Genomic DNA, 22,274 nt, shown 5'->3' on the forward strand with positions numbered 1-22,274 from the left:
CTCAAATGCAGTAATAACGCTACTAAGTTGCTCTGGATTTGACATAATTAAGTCCTGATGGATGAGTTACCCGTATTAAATCAGAACAAAAAATGGAAGTTGAGCTACGCTGCCGTAAGCTCACGTTTAGCCACGCTTTTATCGAGCTTAGCCTTCAGTTTTAAATCATGTGAGACTTATTCGCTACTCGATCCATTTTTATCATCAGGTTCAATCTTAGAAATATCAATTTCATTTCAATCGCCGCCCCCAATAAAAAGGGGGAAAGAAAGAAGGCTGAATAACAGCCTCAAGTGATATTATTTCCCACCTGATTGGCCTAACGCGCAAATACTGGCGCATCGGTCGGAGAAATTTTTACTGTTTTTTTGAAAACCGTGACAAAACCCAAATATCTCCCCGCAGCTGCTTACGTGTTTATTTCAAATGCTTCACAATTGGTGCCTTGATGGTATTTCATTTGCCATCGCCCGTCTGATTTAACCCAAATAGAAGAACGTTTAGCAAAAGAACTGTATTCACCAGTGGGTTTCAACAAGGCAGATTTATAAAGTAAAAGAATGCTGCTACTTTCTAAATTTATCAACTCATAGTCTTGAGAATGAACTCTATCTTCTGAGTGTTTCTCACTCTCCATGAATGACACGATTTCATGAAAGTTATAGCTTCGGCCCGACTCTTCAACTTCCCTAAATTCAGGGTGTAATAAACGCTCGACAACTGATTTATTGGTTCTAAACCAGACTTGATGAAGAGCCATTTCTTGCTCAATGATTATATCCATTTCCCGCCTAATACAATGAAGAACATATGTTGAGGCTGTAGAATGAATCTGACAGCCCATTATTATAGAAAAGAGAGCTCCAATAGCCTACTTTAAAGCGCTTGGAAAGGCATTCCCCCCCCCAAAAAAAATCATGAAAACAGCAAAACAGTTATTCTAAAACCACAACGCCATAGATGTCTGTTTGGATCAGGTTGATTTCTCATTTATTTGTATAACGCCTGCGACAAGGACGGTTTAGTCTTAGTGGTGTTTGTGCGACTTTTTGGGGAAATGCTAATGAGACTAAAACGCCCGTTTGCTCGCACTTGTTATAAGTCTTAAGCGTTCTATAAAAATCTTACTTCATTTTTAAGCGCGACAAGAGTCGTCATCTTTTCAATTGACTGAACATGACTATTGCTAAGGCTGATAGTATCTCCTGTTTGCTCGAAGATGGCGTTCTCAATTTTTTCGTTGGTAACGTCACCTTCGATATGCACAATATTTACTTCACCCGTATTAATAGATGCTGACCCTCCAGGTAAATAGATGGTGCCATTATTAAAATCCACCGCGAAGGCTATGATTCCAGGAACAAGAAAAAACAATAAGCCAATGGCATCTAATGCAACAATACTCGTATCAAGCTGACCAGCGCTCTGACCTTTTCTTTCTGGATTCAGAATGGTGCCACACGCTGAAAGCTGAATGCCAAGTCCGACAATCATTGATATAGCAATAGACTTTTTAAGTTTAATATTCATTATATTTCTCCTGAGTTATAAAAAATAGTGCTGCATAGCGCGCTAATAAACATAGACTAGATTAATTAAGATATTTACCTAAATGTCATGGCTTAGGTATTTCTAGGGCCTCGGTCGAGGTCGAACGATCTGTTACCATACAGCCCCCCGGAAGTGCGGAACTAGGGCATCCGGCTATTCAGTTATATATTCGCTCGTGTAAAACACGAGCCGAGTAGCAATCAACAAACACATTCCATTTGCTGACTTTTGTAGTACTTCAATTTTAAAATACGTTAGCATATTCTTGAAATTAATTCAGCATACCTATGCAATTCACTCAGGTAACGCGTTAGAAATGGGTGATAATATCGCTTTTACACTATTAACTGGGCGGCAAGTCTAAAATAACGTACACGGTCAAGGAACCCTTCTAGCTATACGTATCCCAGAACCCCCCCGTAAAGTGAAGCCTCGGCTGACCAATCAGAAGCGCTGCGCTTAGTGTGTTTTTTTGCCGCTTTCATAAAAGTGTCACCAATCATTCTTATGATGATTTAAAAATTAATAATAAGAAGAGCTGATGAACAATTTAACCGAACTACCGCTTGATGTCATTATTCAGAGCAAAAAGCTAAGCGTCTATTTTCAGCCGATTATTGAAAATAATGGACATCTTATTTTTGGTTATGAAGCATTAATTCGTGGTCCTATTAATAGTTCTTTGCACTCGCCGATCGCGCTATTTGAAACCGCCCGTCAACAAGGTCGATTAGTGGAACTCGAGTTATTGTGCCGCGAATTATCCATTATTCAATTTAAGCAGTTTAACCTTCCCGGGAAATTATTTCTCAATGCCAGCCCGGAAACACTATTTCAGCCTAATTTTCGTTCGGGTCGCACCTTAGATTTACTAAAAAAGATAGGACTTGATCCTGCGCGTGTGGTCATTGAATTAACCGAACACAGCCCCTTAGAAAATTATGAGGCGGTACGCGATGCGCTAAAACATTATAAAGAGATGGGATTTGAAATTGCCATGGACGACTTGGGTTCCGGTTATTCAGGACTACGCATGTGGTATGAACTACGCCCAGATTACGTGAAAATTGATCGCCATTTTATGTGTGATATAGATAGTGATAAGGTAAAACAGCAGTTTGTTACTTCTATAAAAAATATAGCCCTAGAACTAAACTGCAGAGTTATTGCAGAGGGTATTGAAACAGAGAATGAGTACCGCTTTATAGAGAAAATGGGCCTACAGTTTTGTCAGGGCTACTATATCGGCCGCCCGGCATTATTACCGCTGAGGCGCATACCTGAAGGTCTGTTCAGTAACAAAATTGTCGTCAAACCATCTGCAAGCGGCGTAATAATAATCAGTGAGTTACTTCAATATGTTAATGCCATTAACCAGTCAACCACAGTTGAATATTGCGCTAATATATTTAATCAATATCCTGCTTTAGAAAGCATCCCCGTAATTGAAGAAAACAGGTCTATCGGTTTACTGCGCCGTAACAGCCTCACTAATTTGCTCTTTGCACAATATGGATGCGAGTTATCGGGTAAAAAAAGCATTGCCACATTGGTTGATAATCACGTGCTTGTCTTAGAAGGAAGTTTATCTATCGAACAAGCGAGTGTTTTAATTAGCGGTCAAATTGGCAAACAAAAAACATTGGAGTTTATTATCACCCATAACGGTGAATACCAAGGCGTTGGCTCAGTTATTGATCTTCTTAAAGAGATTACCCATTTGCAGATAAATAATGCGCGCTACGCCAACCCCTTAACCCTGCTGCCCGGCAATGTACCTATCAGCAAAGAACTAGATAAACGTCTGCAATTAAGCAATTCGTTTGTTATCTGTTACATCGATTTAGATAATTTTAAGCCTTACAATGACCATTATGGTTATGAGAAAGGGGATCAAATTATTCTCGGTCTTGCCAACATATTACGGCAGGTTATTACTCACAGTGAGGATTTTATCGGTCATATCGGGGGCGACGATTTTATTATGATTTTATCGACGAATAATTGGCATACACAGTGCGTAAAGATTCTCGATTGTTTTTCTGAATGGGTGCGCCATCGATACACTCCAGAGCATCAAGTGATGGGCGGAATAACTGGCGAAGATCGCGCAGGCAAGTTGCAATCATACCCCTTGCTCACGCTATCCATCGGTTGCGTCAATTTACCCCCGCCAATTTGTAACAGTCATCATGATGTGGCCGTCTTGGCCTCCTATGCAAAATCTATGGCTAAAAAAATAAGAGGTAACGCCTTATTTGTCTACGATAGCCAGCACACAATAAATAGCCGGCAAGAAAAAGTCAGTTAATTTTATATATTTGCCAGCAACTGTTCGGCAGTAGTGATTAACCTGTAGGTAGTTGCTTGCTTAAATTAATTACGAATGCAAACTTATGGTATCAACAACATTAATCAACAGACGCCAAATCACCGCGTTCTTCTAGCCATTCTTTACGATCGCCAGCGCGTTTTTTAGCTAATAGCATATCCATCACTTCCATCAGTTTTTCTGCATCTTCAATGGTTAATTGCACTAACCGTCGAGTATTCGGATCCATGGTGGTTTCTCGCAATTGTAAGGGGTTCATTTCACCCAATCCTTTAAAGCGCTGTACGTTTACTTTACCGCGTTTTTTCTCCGCTTCAATACGATCTAAAATGCCATCTTTTTCTGACTCATCAAGCGCATAGAAAATCTCTTTACCAATATCGATTCGGTATAAGGGCGGCATGGCAACAAACAAATGGCCGGCATCGACGACGGAGCGAAAATGCTGTACGAAGAGCGCGCAAATCAATGTGGCGATATGTAAACCATCAGAATCGGCATCGGCCAGAATACAGATTTTGCCATAACGCAGCCCAGACAGATCAGTGGAAGCGGGATCGATACCAATCGCTATCGATATGTTATGGATCTCTTCAGAATTTAAAATAATATCCGAGTCATCTTCCCAAGTGTTTTTTATTTTTCCGCGCAGCGGCATAATAGCTTGAAACTCTCTATCGCGCGCCTGTTTAGCGGAACCGCCAGCGGAGTCACCTTCGACGAGAAACAGTTCACCACGCTCCGGCTCTTGAGTTGAACAATCAGTTAACTTACCAGGCAATGCGGGGCCTTGGGTGATTTTTTTACGAGCTACTTTTTTACTTTTTCGAGTACGTGTCGCAGCATTATTAATACAAAATTCGGCTAATAACTCGGCTTTATTAACATTGGCATTAAGCCATAAACTAAACGCATCTTTTACTACGCCCAATACAAACGCAGCACACTGCCTCGATGAAAGTCGTTCTTTGGTTTGCCCGGCAAATTGCGGTTCTTTAATCTTAACGGAAAGCACATAGGCGCACTTATCCCAGATGTCTTCTGGCGTTAATTTTAGCCCCCGCGGCAATAGATTGCGAATATCACAAAACTCGCGCATTGCATCTAATAACCCTTGCCTAAAACCATTAACGTGTGTTCCGCCCTGAGACGTTGGAATCAAATTAACGTAGCTTTCAGCTATCGAATTTCCACCATCAGGCAACCACACTACCGCCCAATCCGCCATCTCACTATTTGCCGAAAATTTGCCAACAAAAGGGGCTGAAGGTAACAGTTCATTTTCAGATACCGCCTCAAGAAGGTAATCGTTTAAGCCATCTTGATAACACCATTGGTAGTCATTTTTATTAACTTTATCTTTAAATTTGATACTTAAACCCGGACATAAAACTGCTTTCGCTTTTAATAAGTGCAGCAGGCGCGAAACTGAAAAACGAGCGCTATCAAAATAATGCGGATCCGGGAAAAAGTGCACACTAGTACCGGTATTACGTTTGCCACAACTGCCGGTGACATGCAGTTCTTCGACTTTATAACCATTTTCAAAGGCTATTTCATAAATTTGTGCATCTCGACGAATAGTGACATTAACGCGTTTTGATAGGGCATTAACCACTGAAATACCAACACCGTGTAATCCGCCTGATATTTCATAATTTTTACCGGAAAATTTACCACCTGCATGCAATTTACAAAAAATCAGTTCAACCCCTGAAATTTTTTCTTCAGGGTGAATATCAACGGGCATACCGCGTCCATCATCCATCACTTCGATGGATTGATCTTCATATAAAGTCACTTGAATGACGGAGGCATGTCCTGCTAATGCTTCGTCAATACTATTATCTATCACTTCTTGTGCAAGATGGTTGGGCCGTGATGTCTCAGTGTACATCCCGGGGCGATGACGAACGGGGTCAAGTCCGTTTAGAACTTCAATGGAGTCTGAATTATACTGTTCGCTCATGCTTGTGCCTATTTTGAAAAAATAAAATAATTGGGTCGAGTCCCACGCTGAATGCGCGAGAGTATATATTTACCGCTTATATTTGCAACATGAGCAATGAAAACGGCTGTTATGTTAAAATAAAAATTGAATAATATCTGATAAATAGCGGTCAAAACCGATAAAGCTATGGTCCCCTCCCGCTTCGCAGGTTATCTTACACTGTTTATATTTTTCTGCTGCCTCACGGTAATCTAAGATTTGATCCGCTTTTTGTAGTAACACCCAATATTTTTGTGGATCCCTTAAACAGGTCACCTCTAACGCTTTTAAGTGTGCCATGTAATCTTCATCAATCAGATAATTGTCAGCGGTATAGGGATGAGTTTGCATGCCGGCATAACATTGTAATAAGCGATAAGGGGCAACCGCTGGATTAATCAATAGTGTTTTAGTTTGATATACAGAAGCGGCTTTAGTGGCCAAGTAACCACCAAGAGAGCTGCCCATCACGGCAATTTGATCGGTTTTATGTTGTTCAAAAATAGCTTTGATGGTTTCCCACATTTGCTCAGGTAAGCAGGGAAGTTGTGGACAGACTAAAGTGATCTCTGGAAAATACTGCGTTAAATAAGCGTCCATCTGTTGTATTTTTAAGGAATTAGGCGAGCTATGAAAACCGTGCAAGGCTAATAATATTTTTGCCATTAGCGCAACTCCGACAATAAGGATGTATTTTTAACACAGTCAAGATTGATAACGGCGGGGCATAACACGATAAACTCCAACGTGGCGGCCAGATAATGAGCCGCATTTAAATGTTTGCTTTGCCCAGTCAATAACCTTTAGCATCTGAATCTACTGTAAATGCGCCCGATTCAATTCGCTCAATATGAGTACTGATGTCTCCCCCTTTATTAAGTGATAAATAACGATAGCCTGGCGCACGTGTATCAAGAGAGAAATCATCGGATTTCTCTTTAAACTGGACACACGTGGATGGCGTTGTCATAAAATAGACGCCATCTTTCAAGGTGTCACCCGCTTGATGGACATGCCCAGATAAAACTGCACGAACATTATCGAAGGAGGAGATCACGTCTAAAAATGGCTGGCTGTTTTTTAAAATATGCTGATCAAGCCATTTTGATCCCATAGGTAAAACATGATGATGAATACAAATTAACGTATGTTTTTCAGGGAACTCACTCAATGCTTTTTCTAAAAAACATATTTGCTGGTCACTTAATGCACCATAAACAACGCCTTCAACTTGTGAGTCGAGCATAATGATTTGCCAATAATCACTAATAATTTGTCTGGTTTGCGCTAATCCTTCCTGCAATAAGCTGGGTAACATAATAGCTTGTATGTCGTGATTGCCAGGCAACCAATAACAGGCCATATTTAGTTTTTTGATATGGGTGCTGAAATTCACATAAGATTGTGCGGAGTGATCTTGAGAAAGATCACCTGTTGATAATACCGCCAGACATTCAGATGAGTAGCGTAACGCATGGTCAATCACTGCCTCATAGCTTTGCACGGTTTTGATGCCGAGCAGATCTTTATCTCTATCGGAAAAAAGATGGGTGTCGGTGATCTGCAGCAACGGTAAATTACCTTCTGCGTTCGCTTTTAATTGTGCGACTTGTTTCTTCATAACGCTCATATATTGATTGAAATATTTTATTAACCGGTTGCTGATTATAAATCAAACAATCATTTGGTGATTTATATAAGTACACAATTTTATCATTTGCTCAGCCCTGATTGCCATCTAAAAAGCAAAACTGCAGGCAATGCCTCATTTATTTTGCAGTTATGCTTAATAAAAAAACAAAAATTACAACTGAAGGCCCTTTTCTTTATTCAATTCAAGCCATTGCAGAGCAATAATAGTCGCTGCATTGTTGATTTTACCTTCCACGACCCATTGATAAGCGGTTTCTCTCGGGATCACATGGACACGAATATCTTCCCCCTCATCGGCTAAACCATGCAATCCAGTGGCTAGTGAGCTATCAATATTAGCGATAAACAGATCGATCTGCTCGGTAGTGCCGCCAGGACTAACTAGATAATTGCAGATAAATTGGCACGATTTAATGATCAACCCCGCTTCCTCCAGTGCTTCACGCTTGGCCACCTCTGCCGCTATTTCCCCCTCTTCAATCATCCCCGCCACCAGCTCAAATAACCACGGTGATTGCTTAGTGCCCATTGCACCAAAACGAAACTGTTCGAGCAAAACAACCCGATCATTTTTCACGTCGTAAGGCAATAAAGCCGCGGCATGACCACGTTCAAAGAACTCGCGCTGCAGTTCTTCACTCCAACCTCCTGCAAAGAGCTTATGCTGCAGAGTGTATTTCGTACACTTAAAAAAACCCTTATATAAGGGTTCTTCTTTTAATATTCGCACATCGTTTTGAGTATAATTACGCGCGACTATTTCACTTGACTCACTTAAAACTGAATGTTCATTCATTTTCTGCTATCCTTTTAAAATATCTATATAACGCAACTATTTTATAATAAACTCAATCAATTGTATGCTGGCTTATTTTTAGGCTATTTAACCTTACTAACAGGACGCTTGGTCATGACCATAAAACGAATCTCTCTGGCTTCACTCATTGCATTAAGCAGTATCAGTTACTCTGTTCACGCCGATAATTTATTACAAATTTACCAAACCGCTAAAATCAAAGATCCCATTATTTTAAAAAGCAAAGCGCAATATGACATCTTCTTAGAAAAAAGTGCGGAAGCAAATGCCGCTTTATTACCACAAATCGGTTTTGGTCTTAATGCCAGTTATACCAATGCAAGTGAAGATACAGCAACTAATTCCAACTATGGAGCTAATATATCTTTAAGCCAATCCCTTTATAATGGTGCATACTGGCAACAGCTCGATCTTGCTGATAAACAAGCAACACAATACGCAACCATTTATGGTTATGCGGCACAAAATTTATTAGTCAGAACGGCAACCGCTTATTTCAATGTATTACGGGCAGATGAAGCGGTCAAATCGGTACAGGCCAACAAACGTGCGGTTGAACGTCAACTAGAACAAACTAAGCAGCGTTTTGAGGTCGGACTGATTGCTATTACCGATGTTCATGAAGCACAAGCAGAATATGATCGCACTATAGCTGATGAAATAACCGCACAAAATACCCTAGACAATTCCTATTACACACTGCGCGAATTGACTGGCGAAGATGTCCAAAATATCGCTTATCTCAATACCGATACTTTTTCAGCGCAAAAATTAGAGGGCGATATTCAACTATGGCGCAATAAAACCCTCGAAAACAACCTTAATCTACATGGCAAGCGAATTGCAAAAGAACTCGCTAAAATGCAGATTGAATTAGCTCAAACGGGCCATCTCCCCACCTTAGATTTAACCGCGAGCTTAGGTTATAGCGATACTGATTACGATTCGTCGGCAAGTAACGATATAGAGATGAGTTCGGCCACCATTGGCGTGCAGTTGAATGTACCTATTTACACCGGGGGCAAAACCACGTCACTGGTTAAACAAGCACAATTTAATTACATCGCAGCCAGTGAAGATTTAGTGCAAACGTTCCGAAATACGGAATCACAAGTCAGCAGTGGTTATAACAATGTACGCGCATCGATCAGTTCAATCCAAGCTTATGAGCAAACGGTAAAATCTTCAACCAGCGCTCTTGAAGCGACGGAAGCTGGCTTTGAAGTGGGTACCCGTACCATTGTTGATGTACTCGATGCGACGCGTAATCTGTATGCATCTGAAAATCAGCTCGCCAATGTGCGTTATGATTATATTATTAATATGCTACAGCTTAAATTCTCAGCAGGCACATTAGCAGAGCAAGATATAGTCGATGTCTCTGCAGGGTTAATAGAGAAATAAACGGCAGCGGAAAATAGCCCTTAAAGGAAAGCGAACTGCTTTCCTTTTTTTAAGTGTCAAGTTAGAAATAATGTCAGCATACGTCAGCTTAAAAAGAGCACCCAAAAAGTCACTAGTAAAGAAAAAAAGCAAGTATTCACCAACCTGAAATACTAATCAAATAGCGCGCGTAAATTGGCAATCCCTTTTTCCGCTAACTGCTTTTTCTGATCATCTGTTTTTTTTCTTGGGCCGCTTTCCCAATCAAGATCATCTTGAGGCAGTTCAAATAAGAATCGGCTCGGTGTTGGTTTAATCAACTCCCCATATTGATTGCGCTCTTTCGCCAACGTAAAAGTTAACTCTTTCTGCGCACGAGTAATGCCGACATAAGCAAGGCGGCGTTCCTCGTCGACATTATCTTCATCAATACTGACTTGGTGCGGTAAAATACCCTCTTCCATGCCTATCATATAGACGAATGGGAACTCCAGCCCTTTGGATGCATGCAGCGTCATTAACTGCACTTGATCTAACTCTTCCTCTTCTTCATTACGAGAAAGCATATCGCGTAGGGTCAAACGCGCCACCACCTGTTCAAGTGTCATCCCCTCATCAAGATCATCTCCTTTAAGCATCTCTGTCACCCATTTAAATAACATCGACACGTTTTTCATGCGCATCTCTGCCGCTTTAGGGCTAGGGCTACTCTCATACAACCAATCTTCATAACCAATATCACGGATCAGATCACGCACCACTTCAACGGGTTCTTCCCTTTTTAAGCGATCATTTAATTCCACCAGCCAGCGGGTAAAAACATGCAATGATTGCAACCCCTTACCTGACAAGGTTTGCTCTAAGCCCATTTCAAAGCTGCAGCTAAATAAACTGCTGTGGCGGATATTTGCATAACTACCGAGTTTCTCTAAAGTGTTTGGTCCGATTCCTCTTCGGGGCGTATTTACCGCACGCAAAAAAGCATTGTCATCATCATGATTCACTAGCAGTTTAAGGTAAGCCATTATATCTTTGACTTCACTACGCGCGAAAAACGAAGTGCCGCCACTAATACGGTAGGGAATACGGTTTTCCATCAGTACTTTCTCAAGTAAACGGCTTTGATGATTGCCACGATAAAGGACGGCATAATCGCTAAAAGCAGCCCCATTCATAAATTTATGGCCCGATAACTCCGTCACAACCCGTTCAGCTTCATGCTTCTCGTTTTTAGCAAAGAGTACTTTGATCGACTCGCCATAAGCCAACTCACTAAACAAACGTTTTTCAAATTCATGAGGATTATTAGCAATCAGCACATTAGCCGCTTTTAATACGCGCTGGCTAGAGCGGTAATTTTGCTCCAATTTCACCACTTTTAACTGCGGATAATCTTTCTGCAATAACACTAAATTTTCAGGGCGAGCACCACGCCAAGAATAGATAGACTGGTCATCATCCCCAACGACGGTAAAACGGCCGCGTTCTCCGACCAAAGCCTTAATTAATTCATACTGGCTCGTGTTGGTATCTTGGTATTCATCGACTAATAGGTAGCGAATTTTCTTCTGCCAGCGTAACCGCACATCGATTTTATGCGTTAACAATAAAGTAGGTAAAACAATCAAATCATCAAAATCTAATGCGTTATAGGCTTTTAACTGACGTTGATAAAGGTCGTAACAATGAGCAAATAAAACCTCTCGCTCCCCGTTTGCCTGTCTTATCGCTTGCGGCGGTAATACTAAAGCATTTTTCCAATTTGATATTTGCGAGACTAATGCTTTAAGTAGATCCTGATCTTCCTGCAGCTGCTTTTGAGTAAGTTCTTTTAATAATGACAAGGTATCCTGATCATCAAACAAGGTAAAACCGGCTTTCATGCCTAAGGTTTTATATTCCCGCTTAATGATATCTAACCCCAGTGAATGGAAGGTCGACACCATCAAACCCCGCGCCTCTTTACGACCAAGTGTTTGACTTACACGTTCTTTCATTTCACGCGCGGCTTTATTGGTAAAAGTGACTGCGGCAATATTTTTGGCAAAATAGTCGCAATTCTGTATTAGATGAGCAATTTTATTGGTAATAACGCGCGTTTTTCCACTGCCCGCGCCCGCCAAAACAAGACAGGGGCCTGAGATCATTTTTACAGCGGCATCTTGCCCGGGGTTCAGTTTCATGGTTTTTCCTAAAGTGATGTCAATAATTTCAAGGATATGTTACGTGAGTTTGTGGTGAATACCAACGCCCAATATGAATTGCTATGTAGGGTGTAAAGAACGACTAACAGAAGCCGATTTTGTTTATTGAGAAATGCTTTTAAAGCGCAATTTAACTTCATTTAATTATTGCAAAGTCAGATAAATACACCATAATGAACGTTCATTCACTAGGGTGTATTTATGAATAAAAGAAGCAACATTTTAAATGCCGCCGAAACGCTACTTGCTGAACGTGGTTTTTATGGATTTTCAATGAAGCTATTAGCAGACAATGCGGGTATTGCTGCCGGTACTATTTACCGCTACTTTGAAAATAAAGACGCACTCATCACTGAATTGTATCGAGATATTAACCTAAAGATTTCTCAAACTAGCTTTGAGGGTTGGCAAGGGACTCAAAGCCCGCAACAAAAATATAATTTGCTGTGGCGCAATGTATTTAATGGGGTGTCAAATAATCCAAAACGCTTAGCCGTGATTGAGATGCTTTTTTCACAGCCCCACTTAGCACCAGAAAATACGGCTTTATGTAGTGGAGATGAATTTGCTCCTTTAATAAATTTTTATCAGCAAGGAATCGATCAGGGACTCTTTCACAATTGGCAAATTGCGGCGTTAATCTCATTAAGCTTTGATAGCTCGATTAATTTAGCAAAAAAAGTTTTAAGGGAGGATTTGCAGCTAGATGAACAACAAATCGACCAAGTCAGAGACGCATCTTGGTTAATCATTCAAAAAATTTAATATCAATAATTTTTAATCTAATTAAGGTAACACAATGAAAAAATGGATCGCTTCGGCAATATTACTAGCCATATTGGTATTCGGTAGTGTTATTGGCTTTAATATGTTTAAGGCCATGAAAATAAGAGAGTTTCTAGCTAACCGTCCGATTCCTGAATTTTCGGTGACCACCACCAACATCACACTTGAAAAGTGGACGCCTCACCTGCGAGCAATTGGTTTTATCGAACCTATTCAAGGCGTTAATATTGCCAATGAAGTGGCTGGCAAAGTGGTCAGCATCAATTTTGAATCAGGACAAAAACTTAAAGCGGGTGATGCACTTATTTACCTTGATTCAGAAGTAGAAACAGCCAACCTCAAAGCGGCTCAAGGGCGCATGCCTGCGGTTGAGCGTAACTACAAACGCATGAAATCACTGCTTAAAAAAGGATCCGTTTCACAAGGACAAGTTGATGATGCAGAAGCTGAATTCTTAGCATTGCAGGGACAAATAGAAAGTTATCAAGCGACGATTAGCCGCCGAATTATCCGCGCACCCTTTCATGGTATCACCGGTTTACGCAACGTTTTCTTAGGCGATTATTTAACTGCCGGTTCTGATATTGTGCGTTTAGAAGACGTCAGTAAAATGCGCCTCCGTTTCACTGTACCGCAAAACGATCTTAATAAAATACATATCGGCCAAGCGATGAATATTTTTGTAGATGCAGAGCCAGAGACCCCTTTCACTGGGACTATCTCAGCGATTGAACCTGCTGTTAACTACCAAAGTGGCGTGATCCAAGTACAGGCTGACATTCCCAATAAAGAACAAAAATTACGTTCTGGTATGTTTGCTAAAGCCAACATCATTTTACCGACCTTAACAAAGCAAATCATTATTCCGGAAACAGCGATTAATTATACGCTTTATGGCGAAACCGTTTATCTAATAACAGAGCAAGAAGACGCTGCGGGCAAAACCTTTTTACGGGCAGATCAGCGCATCGTAAAATTGGGTAAAAGCAAAGGTGGCTCAGTGCATGTGTTAGGTGGCGTAAGCGAAGGAGATGTCATTGTAACAAGCGGCCAAGTACGTTTAAGTAATGGCGCGCATGTTCAAGTAACTGAATCTGACATTCTAAATATACCCGCTGAAATTCCAGCACTATAGGAGGAATGATGAAATTTACTGATACCTTTATACGCCGTCCTGTACTGGCAATATCACTGAGCTTATTGCTCGTATTATTAGGTCTACAGGCCTTAAGTAAAATGCAGGTACGAGAGTACCCGACGATGACCAATACTGTCGTCACTGTTTCAACCAGTTATTACGGCGCCAATGCGGACCTTATTCAAGGTTTTATTACGCAACCTATAGAGCAGGCAATTGCGCAAGCCGATAATATCGATTTTATTACCTCACAAAGCTTCATGGGTAATTCAAAAATATCTGTTTATATGAAACTCAATACTGACCCTAATGGTGCAGTGGCTGATATTCTTGCCAAGGTAAATAGTGTGCGTTCGCAACTGCCCAGTGAAGCAGAAGATGCGACTATTGATATGAGTACGGGATCAAGCACCTCGGTTATTTATATCGCATTCTCAAGTGAACAGCTTAATGCAAGTCAAATTACTGATTACCTTGAGCGGGTTATTAAACCGCAACTGTTTAGTATTAACGGTGTTGCCAAAGTTAACCTTTATGGTGGCACTAAATTTGCGCTACGCATCTGGTTGGATCCGGAGCGTATGGCTGGATTTGGCCTAACAGCCCAAGATGTCGTGCAAATTTTACAAGCCAATAATATTCAGTCGGCAACAGGTCAAGCAAACAGTTATTACACTTTATTTAATGGTAGCAGCGACACCCAGGTAAAAACTGCAGCTGAACTGGAAAATCTGGTTATCGCAACCCGTGAAGATAGTAAAGTAATACGTTTACAAGATATCGCCCGTGTTTCATTGGAAAAAAGTCACGATGCCACTCGCACCATGGCAAATGGTAATGAAGCGGTTGTAGTTGCTATCGATGCAGCGCCAAGTGCCAACCCGCTAGATATCACGGCGGGCGTGCGTGATATGTTGCCTGAGCTACAAAAAAACAAGCCAAGCTCAATAAAAATGGAAGTGCTCTATGATTCAACACTGGCCATTGAGGAATCCATTTCTGAAGTAGTTAAGACCATCGTAGAAGCGGGTCTGATTGTATTGGCTGTAATGATCCTATTTTTAGGCTCTTGGCGCGCGGTAATTATTCCCATCATTACCATTCCTCTGTCACTGATTGGTGTACTGATGGTGATGCAGCTCTTTGGTTTTACGATTAACTTAATGACGCTGTTAGCGATGGTGCTGGCTATCGGACTGGTGGTTGATGATGCGATAGTGGTGGTAGAAAATATTGATCGCCATATCAAGGCAGGAGAAGAACCTTTTCGTGCGGCGATTATTGGTACACGTGAAATTGCGGTACCCGTTATATCAATGACCATTACACTGGCGGCTGTTTATGCCCCCATTGCATTAATGGGCGGGATAACTGGTTCGCTGTTTACTGAATTTGCATTAACACTGGCCGGATCTGTTTTTGTATCGGGTATTATTGCATTAACACTATCACCGATGATGTGTAGTAAAATGCTTAAAAGCAATCAACAACCGAATCGTTTTGAAAAGACCGTAGAATCAGCTCTAGCGGGGCTAACTGAACGTTATTCACGCCTTCTTGATGTATTGATGACCCGTCGTCCTGCGATTATTATTTTTGCTTTATTAGTCTTTATCTCCCTACCTTTTCTGTTTCAATCTATTCCTGCAGAACTGGCTCCCAAAGAAGATAAAGGTGCATTAATGATGATGTCAAAAGCACCGGCCAATGCCAATCTCGATTACATTCAAAAAAGTATAGGAGTCATTACTGAGCAAATATCCAAACAGCCTGAAGTGCAAAGTACGCTCGGTATTTCCGGTGTACCCAATGCCAATCAAGCATTTGGTATTGCGATTATGAAGCCTTGGAGTCAACGCGAAAAGAACCCCAAAGAGCTCGCGACCACATTAGCGCCGCTCTTCAATAGCGTTGCATCAGTGGCAACCACTGCCTTTCAAATGCCTGAATTACCAGGTTCGTCAGGCGGTTTACCGGTGCAGTTTGTTATCACCACAGCAAATCAGTTTGAAAGCTTAGCAACCATAGCCAGCGATGTACTTGCGGCGACACAAACTAATTCTAACTTTGTTTATTCTGAGCTAGATCTCGCATTTGATTCTGCCACCATGAATATCAAAATTGATAGGGACAAAGCAGGCGCTTATGGTGTGACCATGCAAGACATTGGTATCACATTAGGTACATTACTCAGTGATGGTTACTTAAACCGTATTGACCTTTATGGCCGTAGCTACGAAGTCATTGCACAAGTAGAACGTCAATACCGTTTGTCGCCAGACAAATTAGGTAACTTTTATGTGCGTGCTAAAAATGGCGATATGTTGCCACTGAGTAGTTTAATTACCATTGACATAACGGCTGAACCGCGTTCACTTTCTCACTTTAACCAGCTAAATAGTGCAACCATTGGCGCAGTATTAGCCCCTGGTGTTGCGATGGGTGATGCCATTAACTTCTTTGAAGAATTGGCAACAAGCAAACTACCACAAGGCTATCGTCATGATTATCTAGGTGAAGCGCGCCAGTTTGTGTCTGAAGGCGGCGCACTCTATATGACCTTTATCTTCGCGATTTTTATTATCTTCTTAGTGCTGGCCAGTCAGTTTGAAAGCATCCGCGATCCTCTGGTTATCTTAATGACAGTACCGCTTGCTATCAGTGGCGCGCTCGTAGCCCTAGCTTGGGGCGCCGCGACCATGAACATCTATACGCAAGTCGGTCTGATAACCTTAGTCGGACTGATAACCAAACACGGTATTTTGATTGCAGAAGTCGCCAAAGAGGAGCAATTACATCATGGTTTAAATCGTATTGATGCCGTTAAAAAAGCCGCCACTGTACGTTTACGTCCTATTTTAATGACGACGGCAGCCATGGTAGCGGGTTTAATCCCACTGCTTTTCTCAACAGGCGCAGGGGCGGTTAGTCGCTTTGGCATCGGTATCGTTATTGTGGCTGGTTTATCAATAGGGACGCTGTTTACGCTACTTATTTTACCGGTTATCTATTCATTTATCGCCAGCACCCACAAGCACAGTGAAGTGTTTGATGAAAGCATAAAGCATAAGGTACATGAACAGTAAGGGGTGAATTAAGGAATAATAGGAACTCAATAAAAGGCCTTAACGTTGTGCGTTAAGGCCTTTTTTATGCTCTTGGAAAGATGCGATTAGCCTGATAAATTACGTATTTAACCTCAGTTCTGGATAATGGAAGCGAAATCAGATTAAATATCAACAAGTTAAAAAACATATTATACAGTGCTGTTAGTTTTGCGTAGTTCAAGGCGAATCATCGCAGCAATAACTGGTTATTGGCAGATGATTTAACGCAGAAATACGCGTAAATAACGGTACTGTATCGTTTAGCTTATCCAGAATTGAGGTTATTTATAAACCAAAAAAAACCACTATTTGAGTGGCTTTTTATTATTTGCTAGCAACGCATTAAATACCGTACTGCTCGCGATAAACTTTTACACAATCAAGGTGCTTTTGCATACCCGGCTGTGTTTCTAGATAAGTAATTAAATCACTTAACTGCACGATAGAGATCACTTGGGCATTATAGTCGCGCTCAACCTCTTGGATAGCAGAAAGGTCTGCTTTGCCTTTTTCTTGGCGGTCCAATGCAATCAAGACCCCCGCTAGCTTGGCGTTATGCGCTTCAATGATATCCATTGACTCACGAATCGCAGTACCCGCCGTGATCACATCGTCAACTAACATCACTTTGCCTTTTAATTCAGCGCCGACCAAGCTACCGCCTTCACCATGGGTCTTTGCCTCTTTGCGGTTAAAGCAATAAGGCAAATCTAAATTATAAGTATCCGACAAAGCAACTGCAGTGGTCGTAGCGATTGGGATCCCTTTATAAGCGGGACCAAATAACAAATCATACTCAATCTTTGAATCGACTAATGCCGCCGCATAAAAACGCCCTAAACGCGCTAAGTCACGCCCGCTATTAAACAGACCTGCATTAAAAAAATAGGGGCTAATTCGGCCCGATTTTAAGGTGAATTCGCCAAACTTGAGGACCCCTTTTTCAATCGCAAATTCAATAAACTCTTGCTGATAATCTTTCATTTTATGACTCCGCACTTAAGGCTTTTTTCTGCTCAGCGATTAATTTGTCGATCCCCCCTTTTGCAAGGCCGAGCATAGCGAGTAACTCTTCATGGCTAAAACTGCCATCTTCAGCTGTGCCTTGAATTTCAATCAAACCGCCCGTTTCAGTCATGACGACATTCATATCTGTTTGTGCATTTGAATCTTCAGCATAATCTAAATCACACACGGGTGTACTTTTATAAATACCGACAGAAACAGCTGCGATCATTTGTTTAAGTGGACTTTTTTTCAATTTACCCTGTTTTACCATCCAATTAAGCGCATCCGCCAGTGCAATACAGGCGCCAGTGATAGAAGCAGTGCGTGTACCACCATCGGCTTGAATAACATCACAATCAACGGTGATCATATTTTCGCCTAAGGCTTCTAAATCAACAGCAGCACGTAATGAACGAGCGATAAGGCGTTGAATTTCTAATGTACGTCCGCCCTGTTTTCCTTTGGCAGATTCACGCATATTGCGCGTATGCGTCGCACGAGGCAACATCGCGTATTCCGCAGTTACCCAACCTTTGCCTTTGCCTTTTAAAAAGCGCGGCACAGAATCTGAAACAGATGCATTACAAAGCACTTTAGTATTGCCCATTTCGATTAGAACAGAGCCTTCAGCATAGTCCGTGTAATTACGGGTGATTTTAATATCGCGATTTTGTTCTGGAGTTCGATTACTAGGACGCATAAATTACAAAGCCTTCTGAAAAAATGAAGGCGTATTATAGAATTAAAGTGCATAGAGGTCACGAGAAGAATAAAGCTAAGCGCTGATAGCCACGACAGCGGATTTATTGGTCATTGGCAAGTTCAAAAGCATTTAATTAACCACGAAGGCACGAGAAAATGAAGGTTAAAACCCACACATTTTTTTGTTATGGGTTGCTTTGTATTCTCTGTGTACTTAATAGTTATGTGCTTGTTGTGAGCTGACAGCCAGTCACTAAAACGGTTATTTAGGCAATAAATCGACATTAGTCATTTTCTGCTCACCTTGCAGACTTAACAGTTTTTCACTTCTGAATTTTTCACCTTGCACCTGAATAAGTATCTCCTGCCGGTGTTTACCCTGCAAAAAAATCTGTTTATAAAAGGCCTGTACTTCCTGTAAAGAGATATCAGTTAAAGTATCGATATAAGCCTGCTTATTATTTATCTCACTTTTAATACTTAACCATTCATTACTGAGGTAAGAAAACTCATTCGCAAGCGAGGTCGGTTTAGCGAGATAATTAGCAATATGGGCAGCTTTGATCTTATTAAATTGTAATTCTGTCGTGGCAGATAACAAGGGACTAAAACTCTGTAAAAAAGCAGAAAAACGTCTATATAACTGCGCATTGTCGACAGCTGGACTTTGTGTAAAAAGGCCAAAAGCAACATTATCATTTACTGGAAAACTCACACTAAAGGGAGAGTATGTGAGCTGTTCCTGAGTGCGGATCTGATCATAAAATGCAGGCGACAATAATTTATTAAGTAATTCAGCTGTTGCAAGCGGCCTATCGCCTTGTAGATCTGTTAGATAAATCACCGCTAAAGCATCATCTTGCATTTCAGAGTTAAGTGCGTAATTCAACGGGCCTTCATCAGGTTGCGCATGTAAACGAGAAATCACATAAAAAGGCTGAGCTTGGACTGCAACTATCGCTTCCAGCGCACGATCTAAATCAAGCACCTGTTGTCGGCTTAAATTACCTAAGGCTAATAAACGCAAACTGGATTTTTCAAACAACTGTTGTATAAAAAGATGCACATCTTTTATACTTATCTGATCGATTGCCGCAACTGAAGTGGCATCTGACCAAGCGGGTTGTCGTACCAGATCCCTAAAGCCATCCATTGCCAAATCCATCGGTTTAATCTTTGCTTTGTTATGTAGACGCCTTCTTATTTCCTCTTTCGCAAGTGCGAGTGACTGCTCACTAACCTGTGTTTTTTTAATGTCACTTAAGACCCTTAACAACAGCTTATCCTGCTTGTCACTATACCCAGAAGTACTAATCAGCAGACCGTTGGAAGAGCTTAATGAAAAACCTAATCCCGCCTCTTGGGTGGCCGAATTTAACTCAGCAAACTGTTTGTTAAGCATATTTAAGAGTAAACTCATGGTGATCCGCGATGTCACATTCTGGTCCGCGAGGTTGTTATTAAGCTGCAGCTTAAAGCTCGCTTTCGGCTCATCTAGATACCCGCTTTGTTGGAACCAAAGCGAGTGCCCGCGTTTATTGACTAGTTGCTCCGCGCTTTGCGTCTGATCTTTCTTCACTAGGCTTAAATTTTCAGGCAGCCACTCGTTACCACTTGGCAAAGACAATTCGATCTCTGCCGCTGCACTTAACCAAGCTTGCTGAGTTTGCATCGAAATCGAGGTAGTTGCGTATTCACCTTGATAATAAGGGATCTGCACGCCCCCCTTGGCATCGGGACTGAGTTCAAAAACGCGTACGTTTGCCGGGGTAAGGTAAGTCAATAACTGCGTTATGAACTTTTTATTAAAGCTGTCTAAACGGTAAGGAAAAAACAGCAAATCTTGGCTGGGATAACGCTGCATATTGGCAGACAAGGCCATCACATAATTAAACCCTGCATTTTTTGTTAAAAATTCAAAACGTGTATCTAAACTTTTTTTCTGTTCCTGGAACTGTGCTCTATTAATACCTCTTTCTTTAATTAAGTCGGTAAAAGCAAACAGGCTAGCCACTATTTTATCTTGCGCCTTTACACCTGCATTGGTCATTTTAAACTGTATCGTGAACTGTGAATGGGTATCACTATAAGTCGCAGAAAAACCCGCCATTACAGATTCCACTAAGCCCGCTTTTTTTAGATAATCTGACAAGCCCCCTTCATGATCTGACCCTAATAAACGGCTAATATAACCACCGGGTTGATACATGTATTCATCCTTAACACTGGGGACTAAAAAGTTAACTTGTAGCAACTTAATATCGGCTGTGGGTTTCATTGTCACTTTTATGGCCGCCTCTTTAGCGGTTAACATATCAGCTATAATGAGAGGCTGACGGACTTCTTTATTGGGAATTTGGCTCAGGTATAAACTGGCTATCTGCTCTAACTCGGCAATAGGACGCGGACTCGTTAATGCAACTTTCATCAGATTAGCTGAATAGTAACTCGTAAAAAAATGCTCTAATTCATCCTGCAACTTGCTGCCTGGTTTATCGACTAAAGTTGTTAAATCTCCGGTACTAAAACGCGCCATCGGATACTTTGGATTAAGTGTATAGCGCTGCAATGCATATAACTTACGCATATCATTATCAAAGTAAGTTTTATTTTCAGCATTAACCGTATGCCTTTCTTTTTCAGCGTACTTTTCATCAAGCAAAGGAGCCCGCATTACATCAGCCAACCGATCGAGCGCCTCCCCCAAGTATTCATCATTGACTTCAAACCCATAAACGGTGCTGTCCTGCGCAGTATAAGCATTAGTATAACCACCATGCTGGCTCATAAATTGACTGTATTCATTAATCGTTGGGTAACGCTGTGATCCTAAGAAAAGCATATGCTCTAGATAATGTGCCAGACCTAATTGCACATCGGGATTATGCATACTGCCGATAGGTAGCGATAACGAAGCAGCACTATTTTTTAAATCCGGATCGGAGATAAGTAATACCTCAAGATCGTTATTTAAACGGATCATCTGATATGCTCGCGAGTCATTGGGACTCTGTTTTATTGACGCATTAGTTATCTTAAAAGATTTCATTAAAGGCTCAGCTTGGCTAATAGAAGTGGCAGATAAAAAGGTAGGAAAGATGGCACACAAGCTGCTGAGTAGAAGATAAACAGGCTTAATACGTAACATTCGTTGCTCTCTTAAATTGGAAATTAATTTTATAGATTACTCACTATGCTATAAATCGAATAAAAATGAAAGAACGACCTTATTGACCACGCTTGTAACTACGCTCCCCCTTAAAAAGCAGAGATTCCCTAACATCTCCACAAACCCCATTAGAAGAAATAAAACTCAGCGATTGCGAGTATGTAGAAACTTATCGGCTTAGGTAAAACTAAGTTATAAAAAATTAAGTGCTTATATAAATTAGGCAGGTTGTATTGGAGATGAAAATACGCTTGGAGTGAATGAAAATAGCGAAGTTAATAATAACTTCGCTATTATACTTTTAGTAATTAACCTGAATTCTGGATAACAGAATAAAAAATTGAACTAAATGCCCACCAAGCGATCAGATCTTTCGACCAAGAAACGATTTGAAAGCAAACAAGGTGGGCATATGAATAACTTAGTGGAATTAT

15 protein-coding genes are annotated in these 22,274 nt (G+C 41.1%); 5 read left to right on the top strand and 10 right to left on the bottom strand.

Annotated features, from left to right (window positions below; genetic code table 11):
- Positions 1-409: 409 nt before the first annotated feature.
- Together KSO91_RS10370 and KSO91_RS10375 are read right to left on the bottom strand one after the other, a co-directional pair.
- On the bottom strand, positions 410-784 hold the full coding sequence (locus KSO91_RS10370; protein WP_238742926.1) for a nuclear transport factor 2 family protein: 375 nt from the start codon (positions 782-784) through the stop codon (positions 410-412).
- Positions 785-1,113: 329 nt separating this feature from the next.
- Entirely contained in the window at positions 1,114-1,530 is a 417-nt protein-coding gene (locus KSO91_RS10375) for a hypothetical protein (protein WP_238742928.1), read from the bottom strand.
- Between the two features lie 562 nt (positions 1,531-2,092).
- Here KSO91_RS10375 and KSO91_RS10380 point away from each other — a divergent pair.
- The gene (locus tag KSO91_RS10380) at positions 2,093-3,862 is read left to right on the top strand and encodes an EAL domain-containing protein (RefSeq protein ID WP_238742930.1); all 1,770 of its coding nucleotides are present in this window, start codon (positions 2,093-2,095) and stop codon (positions 3,860-3,862) included.
- A 100-nt stretch (positions 3,863-3,962) separates the two neighbouring features.
- Here the strand turns inward: KSO91_RS10380 and parE are convergent, their stop codons facing one another.
- From parE to nudF, 4 genes are all read right to left on the bottom strand, one after another.
- Positions 3,963-5,852, bottom strand: a complete 1,890-nt coding sequence (parE, locus tag KSO91_RS10385) for a DNA topoisomerase IV subunit B (protein ID WP_238742932.1) — start codon at positions 5,850-5,852, stop codon at positions 3,963-3,965.
- A gap of 114 nt (positions 5,853-5,966) precedes the next feature.
- A complete protein-coding gene (locus KSO91_RS10390; protein WP_238742934.1) occupies positions 5,967-6,539 on the bottom strand; it encodes a YqiA/YcfP family alpha/beta fold hydrolase in 573 nt (190 codons plus the stop codon).
- Between the two features lie 127 nt (positions 6,540-6,666).
- On the bottom strand, positions 6,667-7,494 hold the full coding sequence (gene cpdA, locus KSO91_RS10395; RefSeq protein WP_238742936.1) for a 3',5'-cyclic-AMP phosphodiesterase: 828 nt from the start codon (positions 7,492-7,494) through the stop codon (positions 6,667-6,669).
- Between the two features lie 183 nt (positions 7,495-7,677).
- Positions 7,678-8,322 carry an ADP-ribose diphosphatase gene (gene nudF / locus KSO91_RS10400; protein ID WP_238742937.1) on the bottom strand — a complete coding sequence of 215 codons (645 nt, stop codon included), beginning with the start codon at positions 8,320-8,322 and terminating at the stop codon, positions 7,678-7,680.
- 114 nt (positions 8,323-8,436) lie between these two features.
- Between nudF and tolC the strand changes: the two genes are divergently transcribed.
- Positions 8,437-9,747, top strand: a complete 1,311-nt coding sequence (gene tolC, locus KSO91_RS10405) for an outer membrane channel protein TolC (protein WP_238742939.1) — start codon at positions 8,437-8,439, stop codon at positions 9,745-9,747.
- A gap of 152 nt (positions 9,748-9,899) precedes the next feature.
- On the opposite strand, the gene rep is transcribed toward tolC, so the two are convergent.
- The gene (gene rep / locus KSO91_RS10410; RefSeq protein WP_238742940.1) at positions 9,900-11,909 is read right to left on the bottom strand and encodes a DNA helicase Rep; all 2,010 of its coding nucleotides are present in this window, start codon (positions 11,907-11,909) and stop codon (positions 9,900-9,902) included.
- A 222-nt stretch (positions 11,910-12,131) separates the two neighbouring features.
- Between rep and KSO91_RS10415 the strand changes: the two genes are divergently transcribed.
- The 3 genes from KSO91_RS10415 to KSO91_RS10425 are packed head-to-tail and all read left to right on the top strand — an operon-like array spanning position 12,132 to position 16,940.
- Entirely contained in the window at positions 12,132-12,695 is a 564-nt protein-coding gene (locus KSO91_RS10415) for a TetR/AcrR family transcriptional regulator (protein WP_238742941.1), read from the top strand.
- 34 nt (positions 12,696-12,729) lie between these two features.
- Positions 12,730-13,851, top strand: coding sequence for an efflux RND transporter periplasmic adaptor subunit (locus KSO91_RS10420; protein ID WP_238742942.1), 1,122 nt, complete (start codon positions 12,730-12,732; stop codon positions 13,849-13,851).
- 8 nt (positions 13,852-13,859) lie between these two features.
- Positions 13,860-16,940 (top strand): multidrug efflux RND transporter permease subunit, encoded by a 3,081-nt coding sequence (locus KSO91_RS10425; RefSeq protein WP_238742946.1) that lies wholly within the window; start codon positions 13,860-13,862, stop codon positions 16,938-16,940.
- Positions 16,941-17,303: 363 nt separating this feature from the next.
- Here the strand turns inward: KSO91_RS10425 and pyrE are convergent, their stop codons facing one another.
- The 3 genes from pyrE to KSO91_RS10440 form a co-directional block, all read right to left on the bottom strand.
- A complete protein-coding gene (pyrE, locus tag KSO91_RS10430; protein WP_238742943.1) occupies positions 17,304-17,945 on the bottom strand; it encodes an orotate phosphoribosyltransferase in 642 nt (213 codons plus the stop codon).
- A gap of 1 nt (position 17,946) precedes the next feature.
- On the bottom strand, positions 17,947-18,669 hold the full coding sequence (gene rph / locus KSO91_RS10435; RefSeq protein WP_238742944.1) for a ribonuclease PH: 723 nt from the start codon (positions 18,667-18,669) through the stop codon (positions 17,947-17,949).
- Between the two features lie 264 nt (positions 18,670-18,933).
- The gene (locus KSO91_RS10440) at positions 18,934-21,819 is read right to left on the bottom strand and encodes an insulinase family protein (protein WP_238742945.1); all 2,886 of its coding nucleotides are present in this window, start codon (positions 21,817-21,819) and stop codon (positions 18,934-18,936) included.
- Positions 21,820-22,274 lie beyond the last annotated feature (455 nt).

Origin of the sequence: Psychromonas antarctica (assembly GCF_022267535.1) — a bacterium.
Lineage (GTDB): Bacteria > Pseudomonadota > Gammaproteobacteria > Enterobacterales > Psychromonadaceae > Psychromonas > Psychromonas antarctica.